Below are 18,412 nucleotides of genomic sequence, written 5' to 3' on the forward strand. Positions count from 1 at the left end.
CTCATCCAGGTTCCAGCGCGATCCGGCCGGTCGATCACCGCGAGCAGCCGGCCATCGAGTTGAGCCAGGACAGCTCCGTTACCCGGGCGTCTGCGGTGTGTCGGTGGGTTTGGGTTTCGTTGTTCCGCCCGTCGGCAGGGACGGGATGACCGGGGTCGTCGTCGTCCGCGTGGGTTTGGTCTTGGTCGGGGTGTTCGTCGGCTTGTCCGGCGTCGACGGGGGCGGGGTGCTCGGCGGCGGCGTACTCGGCGGCGGGGTGCTGGGCGGCGGCGTACTCGGCGGCGGAGTGTTCGGGGGCGGGGTGAACGTCGGGGTCGACGTGTCCTTGATCTGGTCCTTGTCCGGGTCCGCGAACTCGGCCTCGGGGACGCCGTCGAGGGCCGACTTCATGAACGCCAGCCAGGTCTTCAGCGGCCAGTTGCCACCGAAGAAGGCCGGGTCGTCGCTGTACGGGTCGAGGTCCGATTCACCGGTCGCACCGGCCCGGTACAGCACGGAGGTGGATTCCTGTGGCGTGTAGCCCGTCCACCACGAGGTCAGCGTCGCCGAGCCGTCCTTACAGCCGTCGCACGCCGCGTTCTCCTTGCGGTCCTCGACCGCGACACCACCGGCGGTGCCGGTCTTGCCGGCCACCGCGCGGTCCAGATCCTTGGCGCCGGTACCGGTGCCCTTCTTGACCACGTTCTGCAGGGCGTAGTTCACCAGGTTGGCGATCTCCGGCGTGAAGGCCTGCTTCTGCTGCTTCAGCACGCTCGCGTCCGACCACAGCACCTTGCCGTCCGGGCCGCGGACTTCCTTGATCACGTGCAGCGGCGTGTACTTGCCCTCGGCAGCGAACGTCGCGTAGGCGTTCGCCATGTCGACCGGCGAGGCGTACGCATCCGGGCCGAGCACCGTGGCCGGCGCCCCCCGGTCCTTCTCCAGCGTCTTCGACGCCGGGATGCCGGCCGCCTCGGCAGCGTCGACGACCTTGGCCGGGCCGTTCTCCATGGCGTTGTCGACCAGATCGTAGAAGGCGGTGTTGATCGACTGCTCGGTCGCCTTCATCAGCGTGACGTCGCCGTAGTCGGTACTGAGCTCGTTGCCGAACTTCTGGCCCTGGATCGTGATCGGGCTGTCGCCTTGGTAGACGTCCCAGAGAGACTTGCCGTCCTTCAGCGCCGCGGCCAGCGCGAACGGCTTGAACGACGAACCGGGTCGCGCCTTGGTCGTTGCCCAGTTCAACTGGCTCTTGAGGAAGTCCGGCCCGCCGTACATCGCCAGCAACTGGCCGGTGCCCGGCTGTACCGCAGCCATCCCGACATGCAGGCCGTTCTTCTTCTCAGGCAGCTCGTTCTGTGCGGCAGCCAGCATCTTCTTCTGCTGGTTGTAGTTGAAGGTGGTGGTCACCTTCAGGCCGCCGCCGGTGATCTCGTCCTCGTCGAACCCGCGCTGCGCCAGCTCCTTACGAGCCATGTCGAGCAGAAAGCCTTTCGGCCCCTTGTAGCGGTCGCTCTTCTTCTTCATCTGCGACAAGTCCGGCAGCCGGTTGGCGTACTGCTTCTCCTGGGCCTCGGTGATCGTGCCCATCTGCTGCATGCCGTCGAGAACGTAGTGGTACCGATCGATGATCCGCTTCTTGGTCCGCGGATCCGAGTCGGTGACGTCGAAGAGCGAAGGGTTGTTCAGCACGGTCGCGAGGAGCGCGGCCTGCTGGACGCTCAGCAGCTTCGGGTTCGGCTGCTTGAAGTAGACATCGCCGGCGGCGGCGATGCCGTAGGCGCCCTGGCCGAAGTAGATCGTGTTCAGGTAGCCCTCGAGCGTCTTGCTCTTGTCCTGCTGACGGCCGAGCTTGGTCGCGATGAACAGTTCCTTGAGCTTGCGGGAGACCGTCCGCTCCTGCGTCAGGTACATGATCTTCACGTACTGCTGCGTGATCGTCGAACCACCCTGCAACTGCTCACCGCGGGCGATGTTCACCGCCGCCCGGACCATGCCGCTCGGCGAGATCCCCGGGTTGGTCCAGAACGTCCGGTCCTCTGCCGCGATCACCGAGTCCTGGACGTGCTTCGGGATCTGCGCCAGCGGCACCGTGTGCCGGTTCTGCTCGAAGAACGAGCCGAGTGGCTGGTTGCCGTCGGAGTAGGTCACCGTCGTGGTGTTGGTGGCGAACTCCTTGTTCGGGTCCGGGATCTTGGTCGTCTGGTAGACGACGAAGAAGGCCGCGACCGAACCGATGATGCCGAGGAAGAGGAGTGCGGCGAGCCAGCCGAGCACCCGGAGCGCCCAGTGCTTCTTGCGCCGGGGCGGCGGGGCGGCCTTCCTACGAGCTTCACTCACTGTGCAATCCTCGACGATCTCGCTGAAGTCATTGCCCCACAGACTACGGTGGGTGTGGTAACGGGCCCGAATCCGCATCGGATGCTAGCAAGCAGATCCTGCCGGACCCAAAGTCGCTGCAATCGGTTACCCCGTGACGTGCGGTGCGAGCAATGTCACGGCGATCAACGCGGCCGGGAAGCAGGCCAGGAACATCGTGAAGGTATAGCCCATGATGTCGCGAGCCTTGAGGCCGAGGATGGCGAGCGTCGGCAGCATCCAGAACGGTTGCAGCAGGTTGGCGCTCGCCTCGCCGAGGTCGTACACGACGACCATCCAGCCCGCGTCGACCTTCAGTTCGTTGGCGGCCTGCAGCACGTACGGCGCCTCGATCACCCACTTGCTGCCGCCGCTCGGGACGAAGATGCCGAGGATGCACGAGTAGATCGCGACCAGCGGCGGGAACAGGAACTGGTTGCTCGCCTGCACCAGCCACCCGGCGAGTCGCGCGGAGATCCCGGTGTAGGCGATCATCCCGAAAATCCCGCCGTACAAGGGGAACTGGAGCAGTACGCCGGCCGCCGCGGGCGCACCGTCGCGCACCGCACGCGCCATCCGCCACGGCCGCCAGTGCAGCAGCATCGCGAGCAGGAACAGGATCAGGTTGACCGTGTTGAGGTCCAGCGCGTTGAAGAAGTTCTTCCCACTGAAGTAGCGGACCAGGTAGACCGCGCCGAGCAGGACGATCAGCAGACTGAACAGTGGCGAATGCTCGAGCCAATCGCCCGGCCTGCGGGCTTCTCCCCGTTGACCGTTGTACGCCGACCCGCGGCCGATGAGCGGTTTGAGTTCGATCCCGATCTGCTCCGCGGTCCGCGCATTGCCCTCGCCCGGCGCGATGAACCACGCCATCCCGACGCCGACGGCGTACACGATCAACGTCGCCACGATCGCCTGCCAGGTGAAGATCGTGTCGCTGAGCGGGATCAGACCGCTGGCGTGACCGCCGGCCTTGATCACCTCCTGCACCGGCGCCGGGCTGCTGCTCGCACTCGCCACCTGCAATGCCGCAGAGCCGGACAGCCCCTGTGCCCACACGGTCCCGAGCCCGAGGAACGCCATCGCACCGAGCGCGCGGTAGTCCGCCTTCGGCACGTTGCGCGCCACCTCGCGCGCCAGGATCGCCGCGAAGATCAGGCTGAAGGCCCAGTTCAGGTACGACGCCAGCATCGCGACCGCGGCGACGAACGCGACCGCGGTCCGCGAGCTCTTCGGGATCCGGGCCAGCCGCGTGATCAACCGCGCGACCGGTCCGCTGGTGGCGACGGCGTACCCGCCGATGATGATCATCGCCATCTGCAGGGTGAAGGTGATCAGCGACCAGAACCCGATGCCCCAGGCATCGATCATCCCGAAGCCCTTGGTCGCGGCCGGGTCGTCGGGACGCTTCAGCAGCGGCTCACCGGTGACGAGCCCGAACAGCAGCACCACGAACGTGCCGACCAGTACGAACGGGAACGCGTCCGGCAGCCACTTCTCGGTGAACGCGGTGAACCGCAGCGCCAGCCGGGCGAGCGCACCCTCGGCTTCCACATCGGACTTGGCGTGCTTCCCATGACTGTCGGTCATTGGGCCTCCCGGCCTGGACTGAGGAGTGGAGGGAGCGAAGCGACCGGAGCGACGAGGGAAGGCCGGGAGTTACAGCCCAATGACCCGCCGCGCCGGAGGCGCGGCATTGGTGCCGTCATTACCGTCCGCTCCCGGGCTACGACGCTGGGTGTCATTCGATTAACGCAGATCGGCGTCTGACGTAACAGGTTTCCTGGGCGTGCCGCTCGGCGAGGGTGACAAAGGCAGGGTTTGTCAAGAGTTGTCCACAGCCACTACCTCTGCTTACAGTGGCGGCACGATGTATCGAACCGATACATCAGGTCATGACAAACTAGACCGAGGGAGGTGGCTCATGGGAAACCGCAGTGGGGTCCTGGAGCTCGCCGTACTCGGTCTGCTGCACGAAGCGCCGATGCACGGTTACGAGCTCCGCAAGCGCGTCAACGCCCAGTTCGGCTGGGGACGCGTGCTGTCGTTCGGTTCGCTGTACCCGTGTCTGAAGGCGATGCTCCGCAACGGGCTGATCACGGCCGACCCCGGGACGCCGGAGTCGGGTCGCAGGCCCAAGATCGTGTACACGATCACCGCCGACGGCAAGGACTACTTCGCGCACGCGATGCACGAAGCCGGCCCGTCGGCCTGGGAGGACGACACGTTCGGCGTCCGCTTCTCGTTCTTCGGCCGGACCGATCCGGCCACCCGGTTGCGCATCCTCGAGGGCCGCAGGGCTCGGATGGAGGAGCGGCTGGCCAACTTCCGGGCGGCGATGAGCCGGACGGCGGAGCGGGTCGACGCCTACACCCTCGAGCTGCAACGGCACGGCCTGGAGTCGGCCGAGCGCGAGGTCCGCTGGCTGAACGAGCTGATCGACGGCGAGCGGCGGCAACAGCGGCCCCCTGACCAGCACTACCCGCCTACCCAAGGAGATTCCAGATGACCTCGATTCGCGTAGCGATCGTCGGCGTCGGCAACTGCGCAAGCTCGCTCGTCCAGGGCGTGCACTACTACCGTGACGCGAAGCCCGAGGAGCGCGTCCCGGGTCTGATGCACGTCGTGTTCGGTGACTACCACGTCCGGGACGTGGAGTTCGTGGCCGCGTTCGACGTCGACGGCAAGAAGGTCGGCCTGGACCTCGCCGACGCGATCGGCGCCAGCGAGAACAACACGATCAAGATCTGCGACGTGCCGCCGACCGGTGTCACCGTCCAGCGCGGTCACACCCTCGACGGTCTCGGCAAGTACTACCGCGAGACGATCACCGAGTCCGACGCGGCGCCGGTCGATGTCGTTCAGGCGTTGAAGGACGCGCAGGTCGACGTCCTGGTCTGCTACCTTCCGGTCGGCTCCGAGCAGGCGGCGAAGTTCTACGCCCAGTGCGCGATCGACGCGAAGGTCGCGTTCGTGAACGCGCTGCCGGTCTTCATCGCGGGCACCAAGGAATGGGCCGACAAGTTCACCGCGGCCGGCGTACCGATCGTCGGCGACGACATCAAGTCGCAGATCGGTGCCACCATCACGCACCGCGTGCTGGCCAAGCTGTTCGAGGACCGTGGCGTCACCGTCGACCGGACGTACCAGCTGAACGTCGGCGGCAACATGGACTTCAAGAACATGCTGGAGCGCGACCGGCTGGAGTCCAAGAAGATCAGCAAGACCCAGTCCGTCACCTCGCAGCTGGTCAACGACATCGACCCGCGCAACGTGCACATCGGCCCGTCGGACTACGTGGCCTGGCTGGACGACCGCAAGTGGGCGTTCATCCGGCTCGAGGGCCGCAACTTCGGCGACGTACCGCTGTCGCTGGAGTACAAGCTCGAGGTCTGGGACTCGCCGAACTCGGCCGGCATCATCATCGACGCCATCCGCGCCGTGAAGATCGCGAAGGACCGCGGCATCGGCGGCCCGATCCTGTCCGCGTCGTCGTACTTCATGAAGTCGCCGCCGGAGCAGTACGCCGACGACGTCTGCCGCGACCTGGTGGAGAAGTTCATCCGCGGCGAGGTCGAGCGCTGACCTAGGCAGCAAGACCCGCCCCGACACTCGTCCCTGGTGTCGGGGCGGCGTGCCATCATGACGCCGGATGACCGAGATCCGTGAGTACCGCGACACCGATGCCGCCAGCTGGCTGCACTGCCGCCTGCTGAGCTTCTTCGGCACCGAGTACTACGACGACGTCGTGACGCACCGCCCGGTCTTCGACAACCCGGCGCATCGACTCGTGGCCGTCGACGACGACACGGTGGTCGGGCTGATGGACGTCGAGATCTTCACGGACCGCGCCACCATCGACGTCCTCGCCGTACATCCCGATCACCAACGCCACGGCCTGGCCACGCAGTTGCTCGGGGCGGTTCTTCCTCGGCTTCAGGTCGACGTACTGGACGCGTGGACGCGCGGGGATGCGTCAGCCAACGGCTGGTACCAGCGGTCCGGGTTCACGGAGAACTTCCGTTATCTCCATGTCTACAAGTCCTCGCAGGACGACGCCGAGGGCTTCGAGGCGCCAGGCAAGCTGGTGACTGCTTTCATGCATGCACCGATCTCGGCTGAGGCGTCGATGCGTGCGCGGTTCTCCCGCGTGCACGTCTGCAGGCAGTACGTTCGATCGCTGTGAACATGCAGTTGTACGTCGGTTGCGCGCAGTGGACTCATGCCGCGTGGCCGCAGCCTTCCCGGGACAAGCTGCGTTCGTACGCCTCGTGGTGCAACGCGGTCGAGAGCAACACGACCTTCTACGCGACGCCGTCCGCATCGACGGTGGCTTCCTGGGCCGCGCAGACGCCGCCCGACTTCCGCTTCGTGGTGAAGTTGCCGCAGGTCATCACGCATGAGCGCCGGCTCAACAACGTCGACGCCGAACTCCGCGCGTTCCTCGCCGCGATCGAGCCGCTCGGCCCGCGCAACCACGCGGTCTGGATCCAGCTCCCGGCCGCATTCGCGCCGACCGACCTCGGCGCGCTTGCCGCGTTCCTCCACCAGGCACCCCGCGAACACCGGTACGCCGTGGAAGTCCGGCACCGCGACTTCTTCGACGATCCCCGCGCTGCCGGCAACCTGGAACGCGTGCTGGCGCGGGCGAACGCGGAGTGGATCCCGTTCGACACCGGCACACTCTTCGCCCGCCGCCCGACCAGCCTCGCCGAGCGCGACGCCTGGATGAAGAAGCCACGAGTCGCCCGCCGCACCCGCGCCCTGACCGGCCACCCGATCGTCCGCTACATCGGCCGTGACTCCGTGGACGAAACCGTCGCCGGCTGGACGTACCTCGTCGAACTGGTCATCAACTGGCTCTCCGAAGGCCGCTCCCCGACGATCTTCCTGCACACCCCGGACAACGTCGAAGCCCTCAACCTCGCCCGCCGCTTCCACGCAACCGTCACCGCGGCCGTCCCCACACTCGCATCCCTCCCCGACCCCCTCGACCCCGAACCACCAACACTCTTCTAACCTCCCGCCCAACCGCGACCCGGGCGTACTGCGGCAGGCAGGCGTTCCACGCGACAGCCGCACCGACCCGCCCGTCGCCGGCGTTCTGCAAACACGAGGGGATAACCCGTCGTCTGCGCGACTCCGAGCGGGCTGATGACTACCCACACATCGGATGGGGGTGCCGGTTATCCACAGTTTCAAAGTGGCCTGCAGATCTGGGGGGTGATCTCCGTATGTTCTCCGCCGACTTCACGACTCGGGAGGACATCTCATGGAGCATTCGACCGGTACGCCGACCAACGCAACCCCGCACCCACCACTCGACCCGCGACCGGCCACGCCACCGACCCAAGCCGCGGCGCAGGCCCAAGCTGCCGCGCAGGCGCGCGCTGAGCGGCGGGCTCGCGCCGATTGGCTGATCACCGAACTCGGCCGGCTTGCGGCGCAGGCCGAGGATCCGAACGATCGCGTGCGAATTCGCCGCACCGCCGACTCCCTCACCCGGCTCGCGACCGCGTTCCGCCCGTGACGACGACCGCGCTGGCCGCCCACCCGACCTCGATCACCGAGCTGTTCGCGCTGAGCGCAGAGACAGCTCGCGCGCTCGCCGGCGCCGAGCAATCCGCGTGGAACGGTCACATCATCGAGTCCTCCAGCGCCATGCTCGGCCTCGCCCACTGGGACGGCACCCTCTATCTCGACCGCGAGTCGATCGTCGACCCACTCCGACACCTCTACGAACACGCGGGCGCGACTCGTCCGACTCCGACACTCATCGCCTACCGCGAATCCTTGGCCACCTTGCTCCACGAGCACGCGCACTTCCTCGGCCCGACCGATGCCACCCAGGAAGCAGCCCGCGAAGCCTTCACGAAACTCGGCAGCCGCCAACTGGAAGAGGGTGTCACCGAAGCCTGGGCCCAGGACCATCTCGACGACTTCATCCACCAACTGGGTATCGATAAGGTTGCCCCAGGCATCGATTCCGTCCGCTCCAATGGCTATTACGCGGCCTTCGTCCCCGCCATCCGCGAGCTCACCAGCGAACTGGACACCCGCAACGGCTTCCCACCCGGCGAAACCCTGTCCCTTCTCAACCGCCAAACCGCCGCCGGCCAGTTCCCGCTCCTGGTCGACACCGTCTACAACTCGACTCGTCTTCCCGACCTGGAGCCACCCAGCGCCGATACCCGATCGCGCCTGGAGTCGATCCTCCGCTCCGGCCTCGCCCACCTAGAAACCTACGAACTCTCTCCCCCGGACCTGGCCACCACCAACTCCCTCGCCACTGCCAACCAAGTCCTTTCCCACCTCGACCACGAGAGCCACACCGCAGAAGCCACCTACAGCCAGTCCAACCCCTGCGTCCTTCCACCTCCTACACGCCGCATCCCGTCCCCTCACGAGTCAGCCCTCTCCGGAGTAACTCCCCCAAGCCCCGCCCGACCCTCATCCCCATTGTCATCAACTTCGCACCCTGCATCCAGAACCCACCCCCACCCCACCCACACCCGCAGATCACCACAGTCCGCGCAATCACTGGAAAGACACGGATAGCCGGCACACGGCACCACCCACCGCGGTCACACCACACACGACACCACCCAGCACAGCCACACCACACACGGCACCAGCCGGCGCGGCCACAGCACACATGGCACCAGCCGGCGCAGCACAGCACATGCGGCACCTGCCAGTGCGGTCACAAGTGCACGCGGCACCAACCGGTGCTGTCACGCGCACGCGGCGCCAACCGGTGCTGTCACGCGCACGCGGCGCCAACCGGTGCTGTCACGCGGACGCGGTGCCGGGCGCGGTGACCGGGGTGCCGGGCGCGGTGAGCGGGGTGACGCGTTTCGGGGATTCTGTTTCACTGGCATTCATGGGGTTGGACAGTCGCATCGTCTGTGGACCGGCGGGGCCGCTGACACAGATCTGGTCGGCGGAGTGCGACAGTCCGACTGCCTTCAGTTCGCTGGCATCGGTGACCGCAGGGATCGGCTTCGCGCGGATCAGAGGGACCTGGGCCGTACACCTCCGCGGTCCGGCGACGAAGGCAACGACCATGATGTGCTCGGCGGACTCGGAGTACTTCGGCGCCGACTTCCGGGTCGGCGCGTATCTGCCGATGTTCCCACCGGGGCGGTTGACGAACCTGCGTGACTCGGTGCTGCCGACGCTGCCGAACGGTCGCATCCTGCTGGACGGCCGGGCGTGGGAGATGCCGACGCCGCAGAACCTCGACGTGTTCATCGATCGGCTCCGGAAGGAGGGACTGCTGCAGGTCGACCCGATGATCGAAGAGCTGCGGTACGGCGGCCTACGGACGATGCCGGCGCGGACGGCGCAGAGCCGGTTCGTGCGAGCGGTCGGCCTACCGCTTCGCACGCTGGAACTCATCGAACGCGCCAGGCGCGCAGTCCGGATGCTGCGCGCGGGCCGGACGATCGCGGAAGTGGCGTTGGAGGCGGGCTACTACGACCAGCCCCACCTGACCCGATCGCTCCGGCGGTTCATCGGCCACACTCCCGCGGAGGTGGCGCGAGGCAATGTAATCCTGGGCCTGTGAGGCGCGGCTGCCAACAATGTGGGACGCTGTGGTGGTCGGCTCCCACAACACCAGGAGCTGCCGCAGTCCTCGGCTCCCACAACACCAGGAAGTGCTGCAGCCGTCGGCTCCCACAACACCGGGAGGTGCTGTAGTCGTCGGCTCCGGCGACGCGCGGGGGGTCGCACTGTAGTGGTCGGCTGCGACGCGGGCTTGCGCTGTAGTGGTCGGCTCCTGCGACGTGGGGGTTGCGCTTCGGTACAAGACGGGTGCTGGGGCGGGCCGGTAGCTTGCGTCGCCATGAGACTCATCGAATCGACGTACATCTCACTGGACGGCATGGTGACCGGCGATGCGTTCTGGGGCGCTCAGCAAGGTTTCCAGGGCGACGCTCACAACCAGCACGCCGCAACGTTGCTGAAGTCCGCCGATGCGTTGCTGCTCGGTCGGCAGACCTACGACGTCTTCTCCGCGTCGTGGCCCGAGCGGTCCGGCGAACTCGCCGACCTGATCAACCCACTCCCGAAGTACGTGGCGTCGAGCACACTGACCGAGGCGACCTGGAACACCGAGGTTCTGCACGGCGACGCCGTCGAGGCGGTCGGCGAACTCAAGAAGTCCCGCGAGGGGACGCTTCTGAAGTACGGCACAGGTACCTTCAGCCGCGCCCTGGTTGACGCAGGCCTGCTCGACGAACTCCGGCTCTGGGTCCATCCCTTCGTCGCCGGCTCCGGAGAACGCCTCCTCCCGGAAATCTCGCCAACCCAACTGGCCCTCGCCGGCGTGACGGATGTCGGCAACGGCGTCGTCATCCTGACCTACACCCCGAAGCACTAACGGGCGACATCAGGACGATCGCGCCGACTTGCCGGCCTCCGGGAGTACTGCATCGACCGCGGCATCGACCCGGCCTGGTGCGACCCGGCCAACTCGGAGCGAAAGGTGGAGGGCGCCCCGGCCGCCCCGTTCCGGCCGTGCGCGACCGGAAGGCAGGCTCCGCTGTTCGAACGCCCCCGGTCGTCAACCGCAGCTGGTGGCCGCCGGGTCGGCGCGTTGAGCGCGGGGCGCCGGTCGGCTCGTCCGCGAAGAACACCGACGGTCGGGTGATTCCGCACCTCGGGGCGCTCGGCGACCGGGATCGGCTCGTCCTCACCGGCGATCACGAGGTCGAAAGACGGCCTTCGCCAAGGCGGCCTTGGTGCCGAAGCCCTTGTAGATGCTCTCTCCGGTGAGACACCACCGCCGACGAGGTCGTGGGCGAAGTCGACCCGCGTGCGCGCCCACTGCGCGTTTCCGGCTCCGGACAGTTAGTTCTTCGACGCCCCACGGAGGATCGCTTGCCAGTTGCAGGCGCTGTGGCAGGCTGACTTGCGGGTTCTGACCCAACGTCGGCCAATGGGCATTCGAAGGAGCGAACTGATGAGTCTCGTCGAGGAAGCCACCGCGATCGCGCCCGGGCTGATCGAGCTGCGGCGGGCGCTGCACCAGGTTCCCGAGGTCGGCCTCGATCTGCCGAAGACTCAGGCCCTGGTGCTCGACGCATTGGCCGGGTTGCCGTTGGAGATCACCACCGGCAAGGAGCTGACTTCCGTGGTCGGCGTCCTGCGTGGCGGCCGGCCCGGGCCGACAGTGCTGCTGCGGGGCGACATGGATGCGTTGCCGGTGGTCGAGGAGACCGGGCTCGCGTACGCGTCCCAGAACGGGAACATGCACGCCTGCGGCCACGACCTGCACACCACCGGGCTGGTCGGAGCGGCGCAGTTGCTGAGTGCGCATCGCGACGAGCTGAGCGGGAACGTGATCTTCATGTTCCAGCCGGGCGAGGAAGGCCTCGGCGGCGCCGGGTACATGCTGCGGGAGGGATTACTGAACGCCACCGGCGACAAGCCGATCGCGGCGTACGCGTTGCACGTCTGGTCGCAGGCGGCGAAGGGGACGTTCCAGCTCCGTCCGGGCACGATCATGGCCAGTTCGAACCAGTTGCACATCACGGTGCACGGCAAGGGCGGCCACGGGTCGACGCCGGACCGGACGATCGACCCGGTGCCGGTGGTCGCGGAGCTGGTGCTCGCGTTGCAGACCTACGCGACGCGGCGGGTGAACGTGTTCGATCCGGTGGTGATCACGGTGACGCAACTCGAGGCGGGCGTCGCGATCAACGTCATCCCGAACACGGCCCGGCTCGGTGCGACCGTGCGGACGCTGTCGGACGCGATGCTGGAGCAACTGACCCGCGAGCTACCGGCCCTGGCGGAGCGGATCGCGGCGGCCCACGGATGCACGGTCGACGCGCGGCTCGACCCGCAGTACCCGGTGACGGTGAACGACGCCGGCCGTACGGCGGAGACGGCGGACCTCCTCACCGACCTTTTCGGCGCGGAGCGGGTGCAGCAGCTGGACAACCCGTTGATGGGCGCCGAGGACTTCTCGATGGTGCTGCGGGAGGTGCCGGGCACGTTCGTGATGGTCGGCGCCCGGCCGGACGACGTCTCGGAAGAGGAGGCGCCCTCGAATCATTCCAGCGTCGTCCGGTTCGACGACGCAGTCCTCGGCGACCAGGCCGCCGCCCTGGCCCAGTTGGCCGCTAGGCACCTGATTCCGGCCTGAAACGAGGGCCCGCCAGGTGGGTGTTGACTCGGTTGAGGAGTGCGAACAACTGGTCACGCTCCTCGCGGGTCAGCGGCGCCGTGATGTGCGCGTTCACGCCGGCGAGCACCTGATCCAGCTCGGCAAGCCGCCGTACGCCGCTGTCCGTGATCGTGATGACATTGCGCCGTTTGTCGGCGGGGTCCGGCGTACGGCGGATCCAGCCGCCGTCGGCGAGCTCGTTCAGAACTGCGACGAGATCGCTCTTGTACACGCGAGCCCGGCCGGCGAGCGCGGACTGACTCGCGGGACCGAACTCGGCGAGCGCGGCGAGCACCACGAAGTGGTCCTTGTGCGCCCCGACAGCCCGCAGAGCGTCGCTGGAGGCGCGGGCGGTCTGGGCCGCCGTCAGCCCGACCAGCCGTGACAGCTGCGCCTTGATGCGCTCCGGCGTCTCCGCGCCACGGTCGAAACGCAGTTCGTCGCCCTCCTCCATGGCGCCCAGCATACGCCTTGCGTTAGTCGGACTAACGATCTATGTTCATTGGTATCGCCAACGTTAGTCCAACTAACTATTCAAGGAGCCCAGCTATGACCGCCACCGAAACACTGATCCGCGAGCTCGCCGACCGCAGCGAACTGGCCGACCTGGTCTCGCGCCACAGCCTGTGGATCGACGAGCACCGGTACGACGAGAGCGACCGCCTCTTCACCGAGGACGTTGTCGTCAAGTCCCGCGGTGGCCAGGCCGTCGGCATCGAGGCGATCGTCGACATGGTGCGGGCGCGTCACGACGACTACGCCCGCACGCTGCACAACAAGTCGAATCTCGTGATCGAGGTCAGCGGCGAGACCGCGACCGTGCGGGCGCACGACATCGCGGTGTACGTCCTCGACGACAAGACGGAGGCGATCGCGGCCGCCGTACATCACTACGGCGCGCGCCGGACCGAGAACGGCTGGCGCTTCGACCGGCTCGAGGTCAGCCCGGTCGCACTGACCGCGGCACTCGACCGCGAACTCTAGAACGGGCCTGTGGCTGGTCGGTCCGCCAGAGGCCGACCAGCCACAGGGTTCAGGAGGGCGAAACTCCGAGGGTGTAGGCGCCGCGACTGCCGTACGTCGAGTAGCCCGTGTTCAGCGGGTCGCCGCAGCCCACGTTGTCGATCCGCAGGTAATACCTACCCGGCTGCATGCTGCCGCTAACACACGGCTCGCGGGAGAAGAGTTTGCTGTTGGCATCGAGCTACGCGGTCTTGTCGGTGGCAGGGATCTGGCGCAACTGGTCCGTCGGCAGGCCGTTGTGCGCGGCAACCTCGGCACCAAAAGACCCCGGGGCCGTCGGTCTCGGTGGGATCGGCGGCCCCGGGGTGGTCGAGAGAGATGTCAGCCGGCGGTCACGCGGACGGTGTAGGCGCCGCGGCTGCCGTACGTCGAGTAGCCGGTGTTCAGTGGGCTGCCGTACCCGGTGTTCTCGATCCGGAGGTAGTAGCGGCCGGCCGCGACCTGGCGGCTGAGGCTCGCGCTCAGCCCGGTCGGGGTGGCCGAGTTGGACTGCCCGGCGGCCGGGTCCGCGGTGGCGATGACGCCACCCGACGAGTTCAGCAACTGGAGCTTGATGTCCAGGTCCGCGCCGGACGCGGCGGCGGAGGCCGCGAAGTTGAAGGTGCCGGCCGCGAGGTCGATCCGGAAGGTGTCGACGTCGGAGTCGTTGGCGTACACACCCTTCACGCTCGTCCCGAGCGTCAACGCGGTCGCATCCGAGGTGCCGTTGCCGTGGTCGTCGCCCCGCAGCGCCAGCCCGTTCTGGCCGATCACCGCGAAGTCGTCTTCCTTGTTGTTCGCCCCGGTGTACTCGCCCTTGCTCCACTGACTGATCGCCTTCGAGTACCCGACGCCCATGATCGGCGCCCAGGCCCCGTGGCCCGCGTAGTACCCGACGGACGCAGTGCCGTCGTGCGAGAGGCCGACGTTGTGGCCCGCCTCGTGCGACGCGGCTTCGGCGATGTTCTTCGCACCGGTCCCCACACCCTTGGTGAAGACCAGCGCGGGCTGGTAATACGAGTGGTTGCTGGTGTTGTCGTACACCCCGACGTACGCGACCCCGCCGCAACCGCAGCCGGACTGGTACCAGGTGGTCGGGTCGATCAGCACACGCGTCCCGTACTGCTGGTCAGACGCACCTGACCGCGTGATCGCATCCGCGGTCGGCTGCTGCGTCGTCACGTCCACGTCGAACGGCGCGTAGTCCTCCGCGACGCGAGCCCAGACATCGCGTACGACGTCCTGCTCCGCCGTACTCCAGTTACTGGTGTTCCCGTCGGTGTCGTACGGCGTGACGTTCACGGTGGACGGCTTCCCGTTGGTGTTCCACGCCGTACCGGTGATCGTGTGGCCGTCGAAGTCGAGGTAGATGACGCGGTTCGACCCGGGCTTGCTGTGCAACTCGAAGGCCGGACCGGTCGCGGTGGCGACCGCCTGCGTGGCCCAGCGGGGTGACGCCGCGGCTCCGGACTTCCGCTCGGCGGCGGTGGCGACCGGCTCGCGGTAGAACAGCTTGCCGCCGCGGTCGAGCCAGGCGGTGCGGTCAGTCGCCAGGATCTGCCGCAGCTGGTCTGTGGACAACTTGTTCTGGTCGGCGATCTCGGCGAGCCGGGACTGGACTCGGCCGAGTGCGGCCTTGCCCTGCAGTTCCTGGCCGAGCAGTTGGTCGATGGGGAGCGGAGCGGGCTGCTGGGCGTCGGCCTGATTACCGACGACAACGGCCAGGGCTCCGAAGATGACGGCGCCGGTACAGGCAAGGCCTGCGATCCGGCGGAACTGGGGGCGGGGGCGGTTTGGCATGGGGGCGGGGAACTCCTCAGGTACTCCGGCGTGCCTCACTTGACATATTCACGAGCGGTGTACGCGAACGCACTGTGCGTAGCCTGCCCGAAAGCACGCATCGCTGTATAGATTCGTCTCGGGAATTAACGTCGACTTGGGAGGGTCCCGATGCGCTTCATGATGATTTTCAAGGCCAGCGAAGAGTCCGAGGCCGGACAGCCGCCGAGCGAGGAGGGCCTGACCGCGATGGGCCTGGTGATGGCCGAGATGGCGGAGAAGGGCGTCCTGCTCGCAGGCGACGGACTACTGCCGAGCTCGCACGGTTTCCGGCTGCAGCTGGACGACGGGAAGCGCCGGGTGGTCGACGGTCCGTTCACCGAGACCAAGGAGCTGATCGCCGGGTTCTGCCTGATCGAGGTCGCGTCCCGCGAGGAGGCGGCCGAGTGGGGCTGGCGCTGTATCGCGGCGGACGCCCGCGGCTCCGGCGACCCCCAGAACTCCGGACTGCTGGAGATCCGCCCGGTCCCCACCGCCGACTTCTTCGGTGACAACTACACGGACGAGGCCCGGGACCGCAACGAACACACGTTCCAGAAGGCCGCCGAGAACCTTCAGAAGAGCAACACCTGACGGATCGACGCGCCGGCGGCCAGGTCGTCGAAGGCCTGATTGAGGTCGTCGAGCCCGATCGTCGCGGTCAGCAGCCGGTCGACGGGTAGGCGGCCGGCTCGGTACAGGGCGACGTACCGCGGGATGTCGCGGGAGGGCACGGACGAGCCGAGGTACGAGCCCTTCACCGTGCGCTCCTCCGCGACCAGGCTGACCGCGGGCACGCTGAACGCCTGCGACGGATGCGGCAGTCCGACGGTCACCGTGGTCCCGCCGCGGCGCGTGGCGGCGTACGCCTGCTCGAGCACCTTCGCGCTCCCGACCGTCTCGAACGCGTAATCGGCGCCGCCGGCCGTCGCTTCACGTACCTGTTCGACCGCGTCAGGGGAACGCGCGTCGACAACCGCGGTGGCACCCAACTCCTGGGCGAGAGCGAGCTTCGACGGTACGACGTCCACGACGACGATCGGATGCGCTCCGACGAGAACGGCACCGAGCAGCGCGGACAGGCCGACACCGCCGAGGCCGAAGACCACCGCGCTGCGTCCGGCCCTGACCTGTGCCGTGTTCACGACCGCGCCGACGCCGGTCATCACGGCGCAACCGAAGAGCGCCGCGATCTCTGGTGGGAGCGACGGATCGATCTTCACGGCCGAATGTGCGGAGATCACGGCATGATCCGCAAACCCGGAAACGCCCAAATGGTGATGCAGACCGGTCAGGCGGCGGGCGCCGTTGAGCAGGGTGCCGGCGGAGTTCGCGGCGGCGCCAGGCTCACACAGCGCGGCGCGACCCTCGGAGCAGGGGGCGCAGGTGCCGCAGGACGGTACGAAGGCGCACACCACCACGTCGCCAGGCGCGAATCCCGGGGCCTCGGACAGCACGACCTCGCCGGTGGCCTCGTGGCCGAGGAGCATCGGCATGACGCGCGGCCGCGACCCGTCGATCACCGAGAGGTCCGAGTGGCACAACCCGGCCGCGCGGATCCGGACCAGCAACTCCCCCGGACCCGGTGGCGCGAGCTCCAGCTCTTCCACCTGCAGCGGCCGAGACTCGGCGTACGGCGCCGGCAGGCCCATCTCCCGCAGTACGGCACCGCGCACGATCATCGCGTGATCCCTTCGAGTGCCGCGCGGATCTCGTCCGGCACCGGGACCGGGACGCGGTCCTTCCGCCCGACGAAGACGTGCACGAAGCGGCCGGTCGCGGCCGGTTCGTCCGAGCCCTCACGGAACAAGGCGATCTCGTAGCGCACGCTGGAGTTGCCCAGCTGCCCGCACCGCAACCCGGCGTCGACGACACCCGGGAACTCGAGCGGTTGCTTGAACGTGCACTGCGAGTCCACGCACAACCCGATCACGTCGCCGCGATGGATGTCGAGCCCACCGACGCGGATCAGGAAGTCGTTGATCACCGTGTCGAAGAAGCTGTAGTACTCGACGTTGTTGACGTGCCCGTACACGTCGTTGTCCTTCCACCGCAGCGTGATCGCCAGGTGGTGCGGATACGCGCTGCGGATCACGGCTTGCGGCCGACACCCACCCACAGACTGCACATGATGTCGGTGAACTCGCCCTTGTCGACGAGACGCTGGGTCTCCTCGTCGGGGTACCAGCGGAACGGCGACACGACGCCGGGCTCGACCAGCTCGGTGCCCTCGAAGAACTGGGTGACTTCTTCCTTGCTGCGAACCTGCGCCTCGCCACCGTCGGCCTGGTACACCACCATCGCCCGCTCCCACAGCTCCGGCGCGAAGTCGGGCGTGCAGTGCGAGAAGATCAGCAGCGATCCGGACGCGAGCGGCTCGACCAGCTGACGGACCAGGTCGTACGGCTTCAGGTGGTCCGGCAGGTAGTGGAAGACGCCGACGATGCTGAGCGCGACCGGCTTGCTGAAGTCGATCAGCTCCTTGACCTCGTCGGACTGCAGGATCGCCTGCGGGTCGGTGACGTCGGCCTCGAGGTACGCCGTCCTGCCTTCCGGCTTGCTCACCAGCAGCGCGCGGGAGTGCGCCAGCACGATCGGGTCGTTGTCGGCGTACACGACGTGGGCCGACGGGACGATCTCCTGGACGATCTCGTGCAGGTTCGGGCTGGTCGGGATGCCGGTGCCGATGTCGAGGAACTGAGTGATGCCCTGCTCGGCGGCGTACTTCGCCGCGCGGTGCATCCACATCCGGTTCGACAGGGCGGCGGTGCGGAAGCCCGGGAACGCCTGCAGCAGGTGCTCGGCGGCCTGCCGGTCGATCGCGAAGTTGTCCTTCCCGCCGAGGAAGTAGTCGTACACCCGGGCGCCGTGCGGCCGGTCGAGCTTCAACTGCTCGTACATCCGCGGGTCGACGTCGGCATCCTGCGATTCAGTCATGAAATTCCCATCCGCGCTGCGGCCCAGAACTGAGGAGACATCGTAACGGGTCCACAACGGACTGTGACACCCGGCAGAACGACACTACCGCTCCTGACCGTCCATGCCATCAGCTCGGGCGCGTCCTCCGACCGGCCTTTA

The 18,412-nt window shown here is 67.5% G+C and carries 18 protein-coding genes; 11 read left to right on the forward strand and 7 right to left on the reverse strand.

Features of this window, described 5'->3' with window-relative positions; translation table 11 throughout:
- Nucleotides 1-78: 78 nt before the first annotated feature.
- Both EV137_RS16805 and EV137_RS16810 read right to left on the reverse strand, forming a co-directional pair.
- Nucleotides 79-2,319: a transglycosylase domain-containing protein gene (locus EV137_RS16805; protein ID WP_238175376.1), complete on the reverse strand. Its 2,241-nt coding sequence runs from the start codon at nucleotides 2,317-2,319 to the stop codon at nucleotides 79-81.
- Nucleotides 2,320-2,445: 126 nt separating this feature from the next.
- Nucleotides 2,446-3,927, reverse strand: coding sequence for a short-chain fatty acid transporter (locus EV137_RS16810; RefSeq protein ID WP_134129927.1), 1,482 nt, complete (start codon nucleotides 3,925-3,927; stop codon nucleotides 2,446-2,448).
- Nucleotides 3,928-4,261: 334 nt separating this feature from the next.
- On the opposite strand from EV137_RS16810, the gene EV137_RS16815 reads away from it, so the two are divergent.
- The 9 genes from EV137_RS16815 (at nucleotide 4,262) to EV137_RS16855 (ending at nucleotide 12,493) form a co-directional block, all read left to right on the forward strand.
- Nucleotides 4,262-4,846, forward strand: a complete 585-nt coding sequence (locus EV137_RS16815; RefSeq protein ID WP_130386421.1) for a PadR family transcriptional regulator — start codon at nucleotides 4,262-4,264, stop codon at nucleotides 4,844-4,846.
- Nucleotides 4,843-5,922 carry an inositol-3-phosphate synthase gene (locus tag EV137_RS16820; protein WP_133783942.1) on the forward strand — a complete coding sequence of 360 codons (1,080 nt, stop codon included), beginning with the start codon at nucleotides 4,843-4,845 and terminating at the stop codon, nucleotides 5,920-5,922. The genes EV137_RS16815 and EV137_RS16820 overlap by 4 nt, the downstream gene beginning before the upstream one ends.
- A 67-nt stretch (nucleotides 5,923-5,989) precedes the next feature.
- On the forward strand, nucleotides 5,990-6,523 hold the full coding sequence (locus EV137_RS16825; protein ID WP_134129928.1) for a GNAT family N-acetyltransferase: 534 nt from the start codon (nucleotides 5,990-5,992) through the stop codon (nucleotides 6,521-6,523).
- Nucleotides 6,524-6,525: 2 nt separating this feature from the next.
- The gene (locus EV137_RS16830) at nucleotides 6,526-7,356 is read left to right on the forward strand and encodes a DUF72 domain-containing protein (protein WP_134130823.1); all 831 of its coding nucleotides are present in this window, start codon (nucleotides 6,526-6,528) and stop codon (nucleotides 7,354-7,356) included.
- Nucleotides 7,357-7,609: 253 nt separating this feature from the next.
- Nucleotides 7,610-7,867: a hypothetical protein gene (locus EV137_RS16835; protein WP_134129929.1), complete on the forward strand. Its 258-nt coding sequence runs from the start codon at nucleotides 7,610-7,612 to the stop codon at nucleotides 7,865-7,867.
- Entirely contained in the window at nucleotides 7,864-8,895 is a 1,032-nt protein-coding gene (locus EV137_RS16840; protein ID WP_134129930.1) for a hypothetical protein, read from the forward strand. The genes EV137_RS16835 and EV137_RS16840 overlap by 4 nt, the downstream gene beginning before the upstream one ends.
- A gap of 325 nt (nucleotides 8,896-9,220) precedes the next feature.
- Nucleotides 9,221-9,907, forward strand: a complete 687-nt coding sequence (locus EV137_RS16845; protein WP_166679910.1) for a helix-turn-helix domain-containing protein — start codon at nucleotides 9,221-9,223, stop codon at nucleotides 9,905-9,907.
- Between the two features lie 279 nt (nucleotides 9,908-10,186).
- A complete protein-coding gene (locus tag EV137_RS16850) occupies nucleotides 10,187-10,723 on the forward strand; it encodes a dihydrofolate reductase family protein (RefSeq protein ID WP_134129932.1) in 537 nt (178 codons plus the stop codon).
- A 582-nt stretch (nucleotides 10,724-11,305) separates the two neighbouring features.
- Nucleotides 11,306-12,493: a M20 metallopeptidase family protein gene (locus EV137_RS16855; RefSeq protein WP_133996380.1), complete on the forward strand. Its 1,188-nt coding sequence runs from the start codon at nucleotides 11,306-11,308 to the stop codon at nucleotides 12,491-12,493.
- Here EV137_RS16855 and EV137_RS16860 read toward each other — a convergent pair.
- Complete coding sequence (locus EV137_RS16860) at nucleotides 12,471-12,968, reverse strand: MarR family winged helix-turn-helix transcriptional regulator (RefSeq protein ID WP_134129933.1); 498 nt, start codon at nucleotides 12,966-12,968, stop codon at nucleotides 12,471-12,473. The two genes, EV137_RS16855 and EV137_RS16860, sit on opposite strands and share 23 nt — an antisense overlap.
- Before the next feature lie 95 nt (nucleotides 12,969-13,063).
- On the opposite strand from EV137_RS16860, the gene EV137_RS16865 reads away from it, so the two are divergent.
- Nucleotides 13,064-13,498 (forward strand): nuclear transport factor 2 family protein, encoded by a 435-nt coding sequence (locus EV137_RS16865; protein ID WP_134129934.1) that lies wholly within the window; start codon nucleotides 13,064-13,066, stop codon nucleotides 13,496-13,498.
- A gap of 360 nt (nucleotides 13,499-13,858) precedes the next feature.
- Here the strand turns inward: EV137_RS16865 and EV137_RS16870 are convergent, their stop codons facing one another.
- Nucleotides 13,859-15,316, reverse strand: coding sequence for a pre-peptidase C-terminal domain-containing protein (locus EV137_RS16870; protein WP_134129935.1), 1,458 nt, complete (start codon nucleotides 15,314-15,316; stop codon nucleotides 13,859-13,861).
- 150 nt (nucleotides 15,317-15,466) lie between these two features.
- Here EV137_RS16870 and EV137_RS16875 point away from each other — a divergent pair, with 150 nt between their 5' ends.
- Nucleotides 15,467-15,928 (forward strand): YciI family protein, encoded by a 462-nt coding sequence (locus EV137_RS16875; RefSeq protein WP_133996392.1) that lies wholly within the window; start codon nucleotides 15,467-15,469, stop codon nucleotides 15,926-15,928.
- On the opposite strand, the gene EV137_RS16880 is transcribed toward EV137_RS16875, so the two are convergent.
- From EV137_RS16880 to EV137_RS16890, 3 genes are read right to left on the reverse strand one after another with little or no spacing between them, the layout of a single operon-like run.
- On the reverse strand, nucleotides 15,910-17,016 hold the full coding sequence (locus tag EV137_RS16880; RefSeq protein ID WP_134129936.1) for a zinc-dependent alcohol dehydrogenase family protein: 1,107 nt from the start codon (nucleotides 17,014-17,016) through the stop codon (nucleotides 15,910-15,912). The two genes, EV137_RS16875 and EV137_RS16880, sit on opposite strands and share 19 nt — an antisense overlap.
- On the reverse strand, nucleotides 17,013-17,429 hold the full coding sequence (locus tag EV137_RS16885) for an acyl-CoA thioesterase (RefSeq protein ID WP_134129937.1): 417 nt from the start codon (nucleotides 17,427-17,429) through the stop codon (nucleotides 17,013-17,015). The genes EV137_RS16880 and EV137_RS16885 overlap by 4 nt, the downstream gene beginning before the upstream one ends.
- The gene (locus tag EV137_RS16890; protein WP_238175377.1) at nucleotides 17,426-18,271 is read right to left on the reverse strand and encodes an SAM-dependent methyltransferase; all 846 of its coding nucleotides are present in this window, start codon (nucleotides 18,269-18,271) and stop codon (nucleotides 17,426-17,428) included. Before EV137_RS16890 ends, EV137_RS16885 begins: the two co-directional genes overlap by 4 nt.
- Between the last annotated feature and the right edge of the window lie 141 nt (nucleotides 18,272-18,412).

The organism is Kribbella pratensis (genome assembly GCF_004366075.1).
In the GTDB taxonomy this organism is placed as follows: Bacteria; Actinomycetota; Actinomycetes; order Propionibacteriales; family Kribbellaceae; genus Kribbella; species Kribbella pratensis.

Bases quoted from the DNA above. Each gene is read 5' to 3' on its own strand.
- EV137_RS16810 (WP_134129927.1), bottom strand. From the start codon at position 3,927: ATGACCGACAGTCATGGGAAGCACGCCAAGTCCGATGTGGAAGCCGAG.
- EV137_RS16815 (WP_130386421.1), top strand. From the start codon at position 4,262: ATGGGAAACCGCAGTGGGGTCCTGGAGCTCGCCGTACTCGGTCTGCTG.
- EV137_RS16820 (WP_133783942.1), top strand. From the start codon at position 4,843: ATGACCTCGATTCGCGTAGCGATCGTCGGCGTCGGCAACTGCGCAAGC.
- EV137_RS16825 (WP_134129928.1), top strand. From the start codon at position 5,990: ATGACCGAGATCCGTGAGTACCGCGACACCGATGCCGCCAGCTGGCTG.
- EV137_RS16830 (WP_134130823.1), top strand. From the start codon at position 6,526: ATGCAGTTGTACGTCGGTTGCGCGCAGTGGACTCATGCCGCGTGGCCG.
- EV137_RS16835 (WP_134129929.1), top strand. From the start codon at position 7,610: ATGGAGCATTCGACCGGTACGCCGACCAACGCAACCCCGCACCCACCA.
- EV137_RS16845 (WP_166679910.1), top strand. From the start codon at position 9,221: ATGGGGTTGGACAGTCGCATCGTCTGTGGACCGGCGGGGCCGCTGACA.
- EV137_RS16850 (WP_134129932.1), top strand. From the start codon at position 10,187: ATGAGACTCATCGAATCGACGTACATCTCACTGGACGGCATGGTGACC.
- EV137_RS16855 (WP_133996380.1), top strand. From the start codon at position 11,306: ATGAGTCTCGTCGAGGAAGCCACCGCGATCGCGCCCGGGCTGATCGAG.
- EV137_RS16860 (WP_134129933.1), bottom strand. From the start codon at position 12,968: ATGGAGGAGGGCGACGAACTGCGTTTCGACCGTGGCGCGGAGACGCCG.
- EV137_RS16865 (WP_134129934.1), top strand. From the start codon at position 13,064: ATGACCGCCACCGAAACACTGATCCGCGAGCTCGCCGACCGCAGCGAA.
- EV137_RS16870 (WP_134129935.1), bottom strand. From the start codon at position 15,316: ATGCCAAACCGCCCCCGCCCCCAGTTCCGCCGGATCGCAGGCCTTGCC.
- EV137_RS16875 (WP_133996392.1), top strand. From the start codon at position 15,467: ATGCGCTTCATGATGATTTTCAAGGCCAGCGAAGAGTCCGAGGCCGGA.
- EV137_RS16880 (WP_134129936.1), bottom strand. From the start codon at position 17,016: ATGATCGTGCGCGGTGCCGTACTGCGGGAGATGGGCCTGCCGGCGCCG.
- EV137_RS16890 (WP_238175377.1), bottom strand. From the start codon at position 18,271: ATGACTGAATCGCAGGATGCCGACGTCGACCCGCGGATGTACGAGCAG.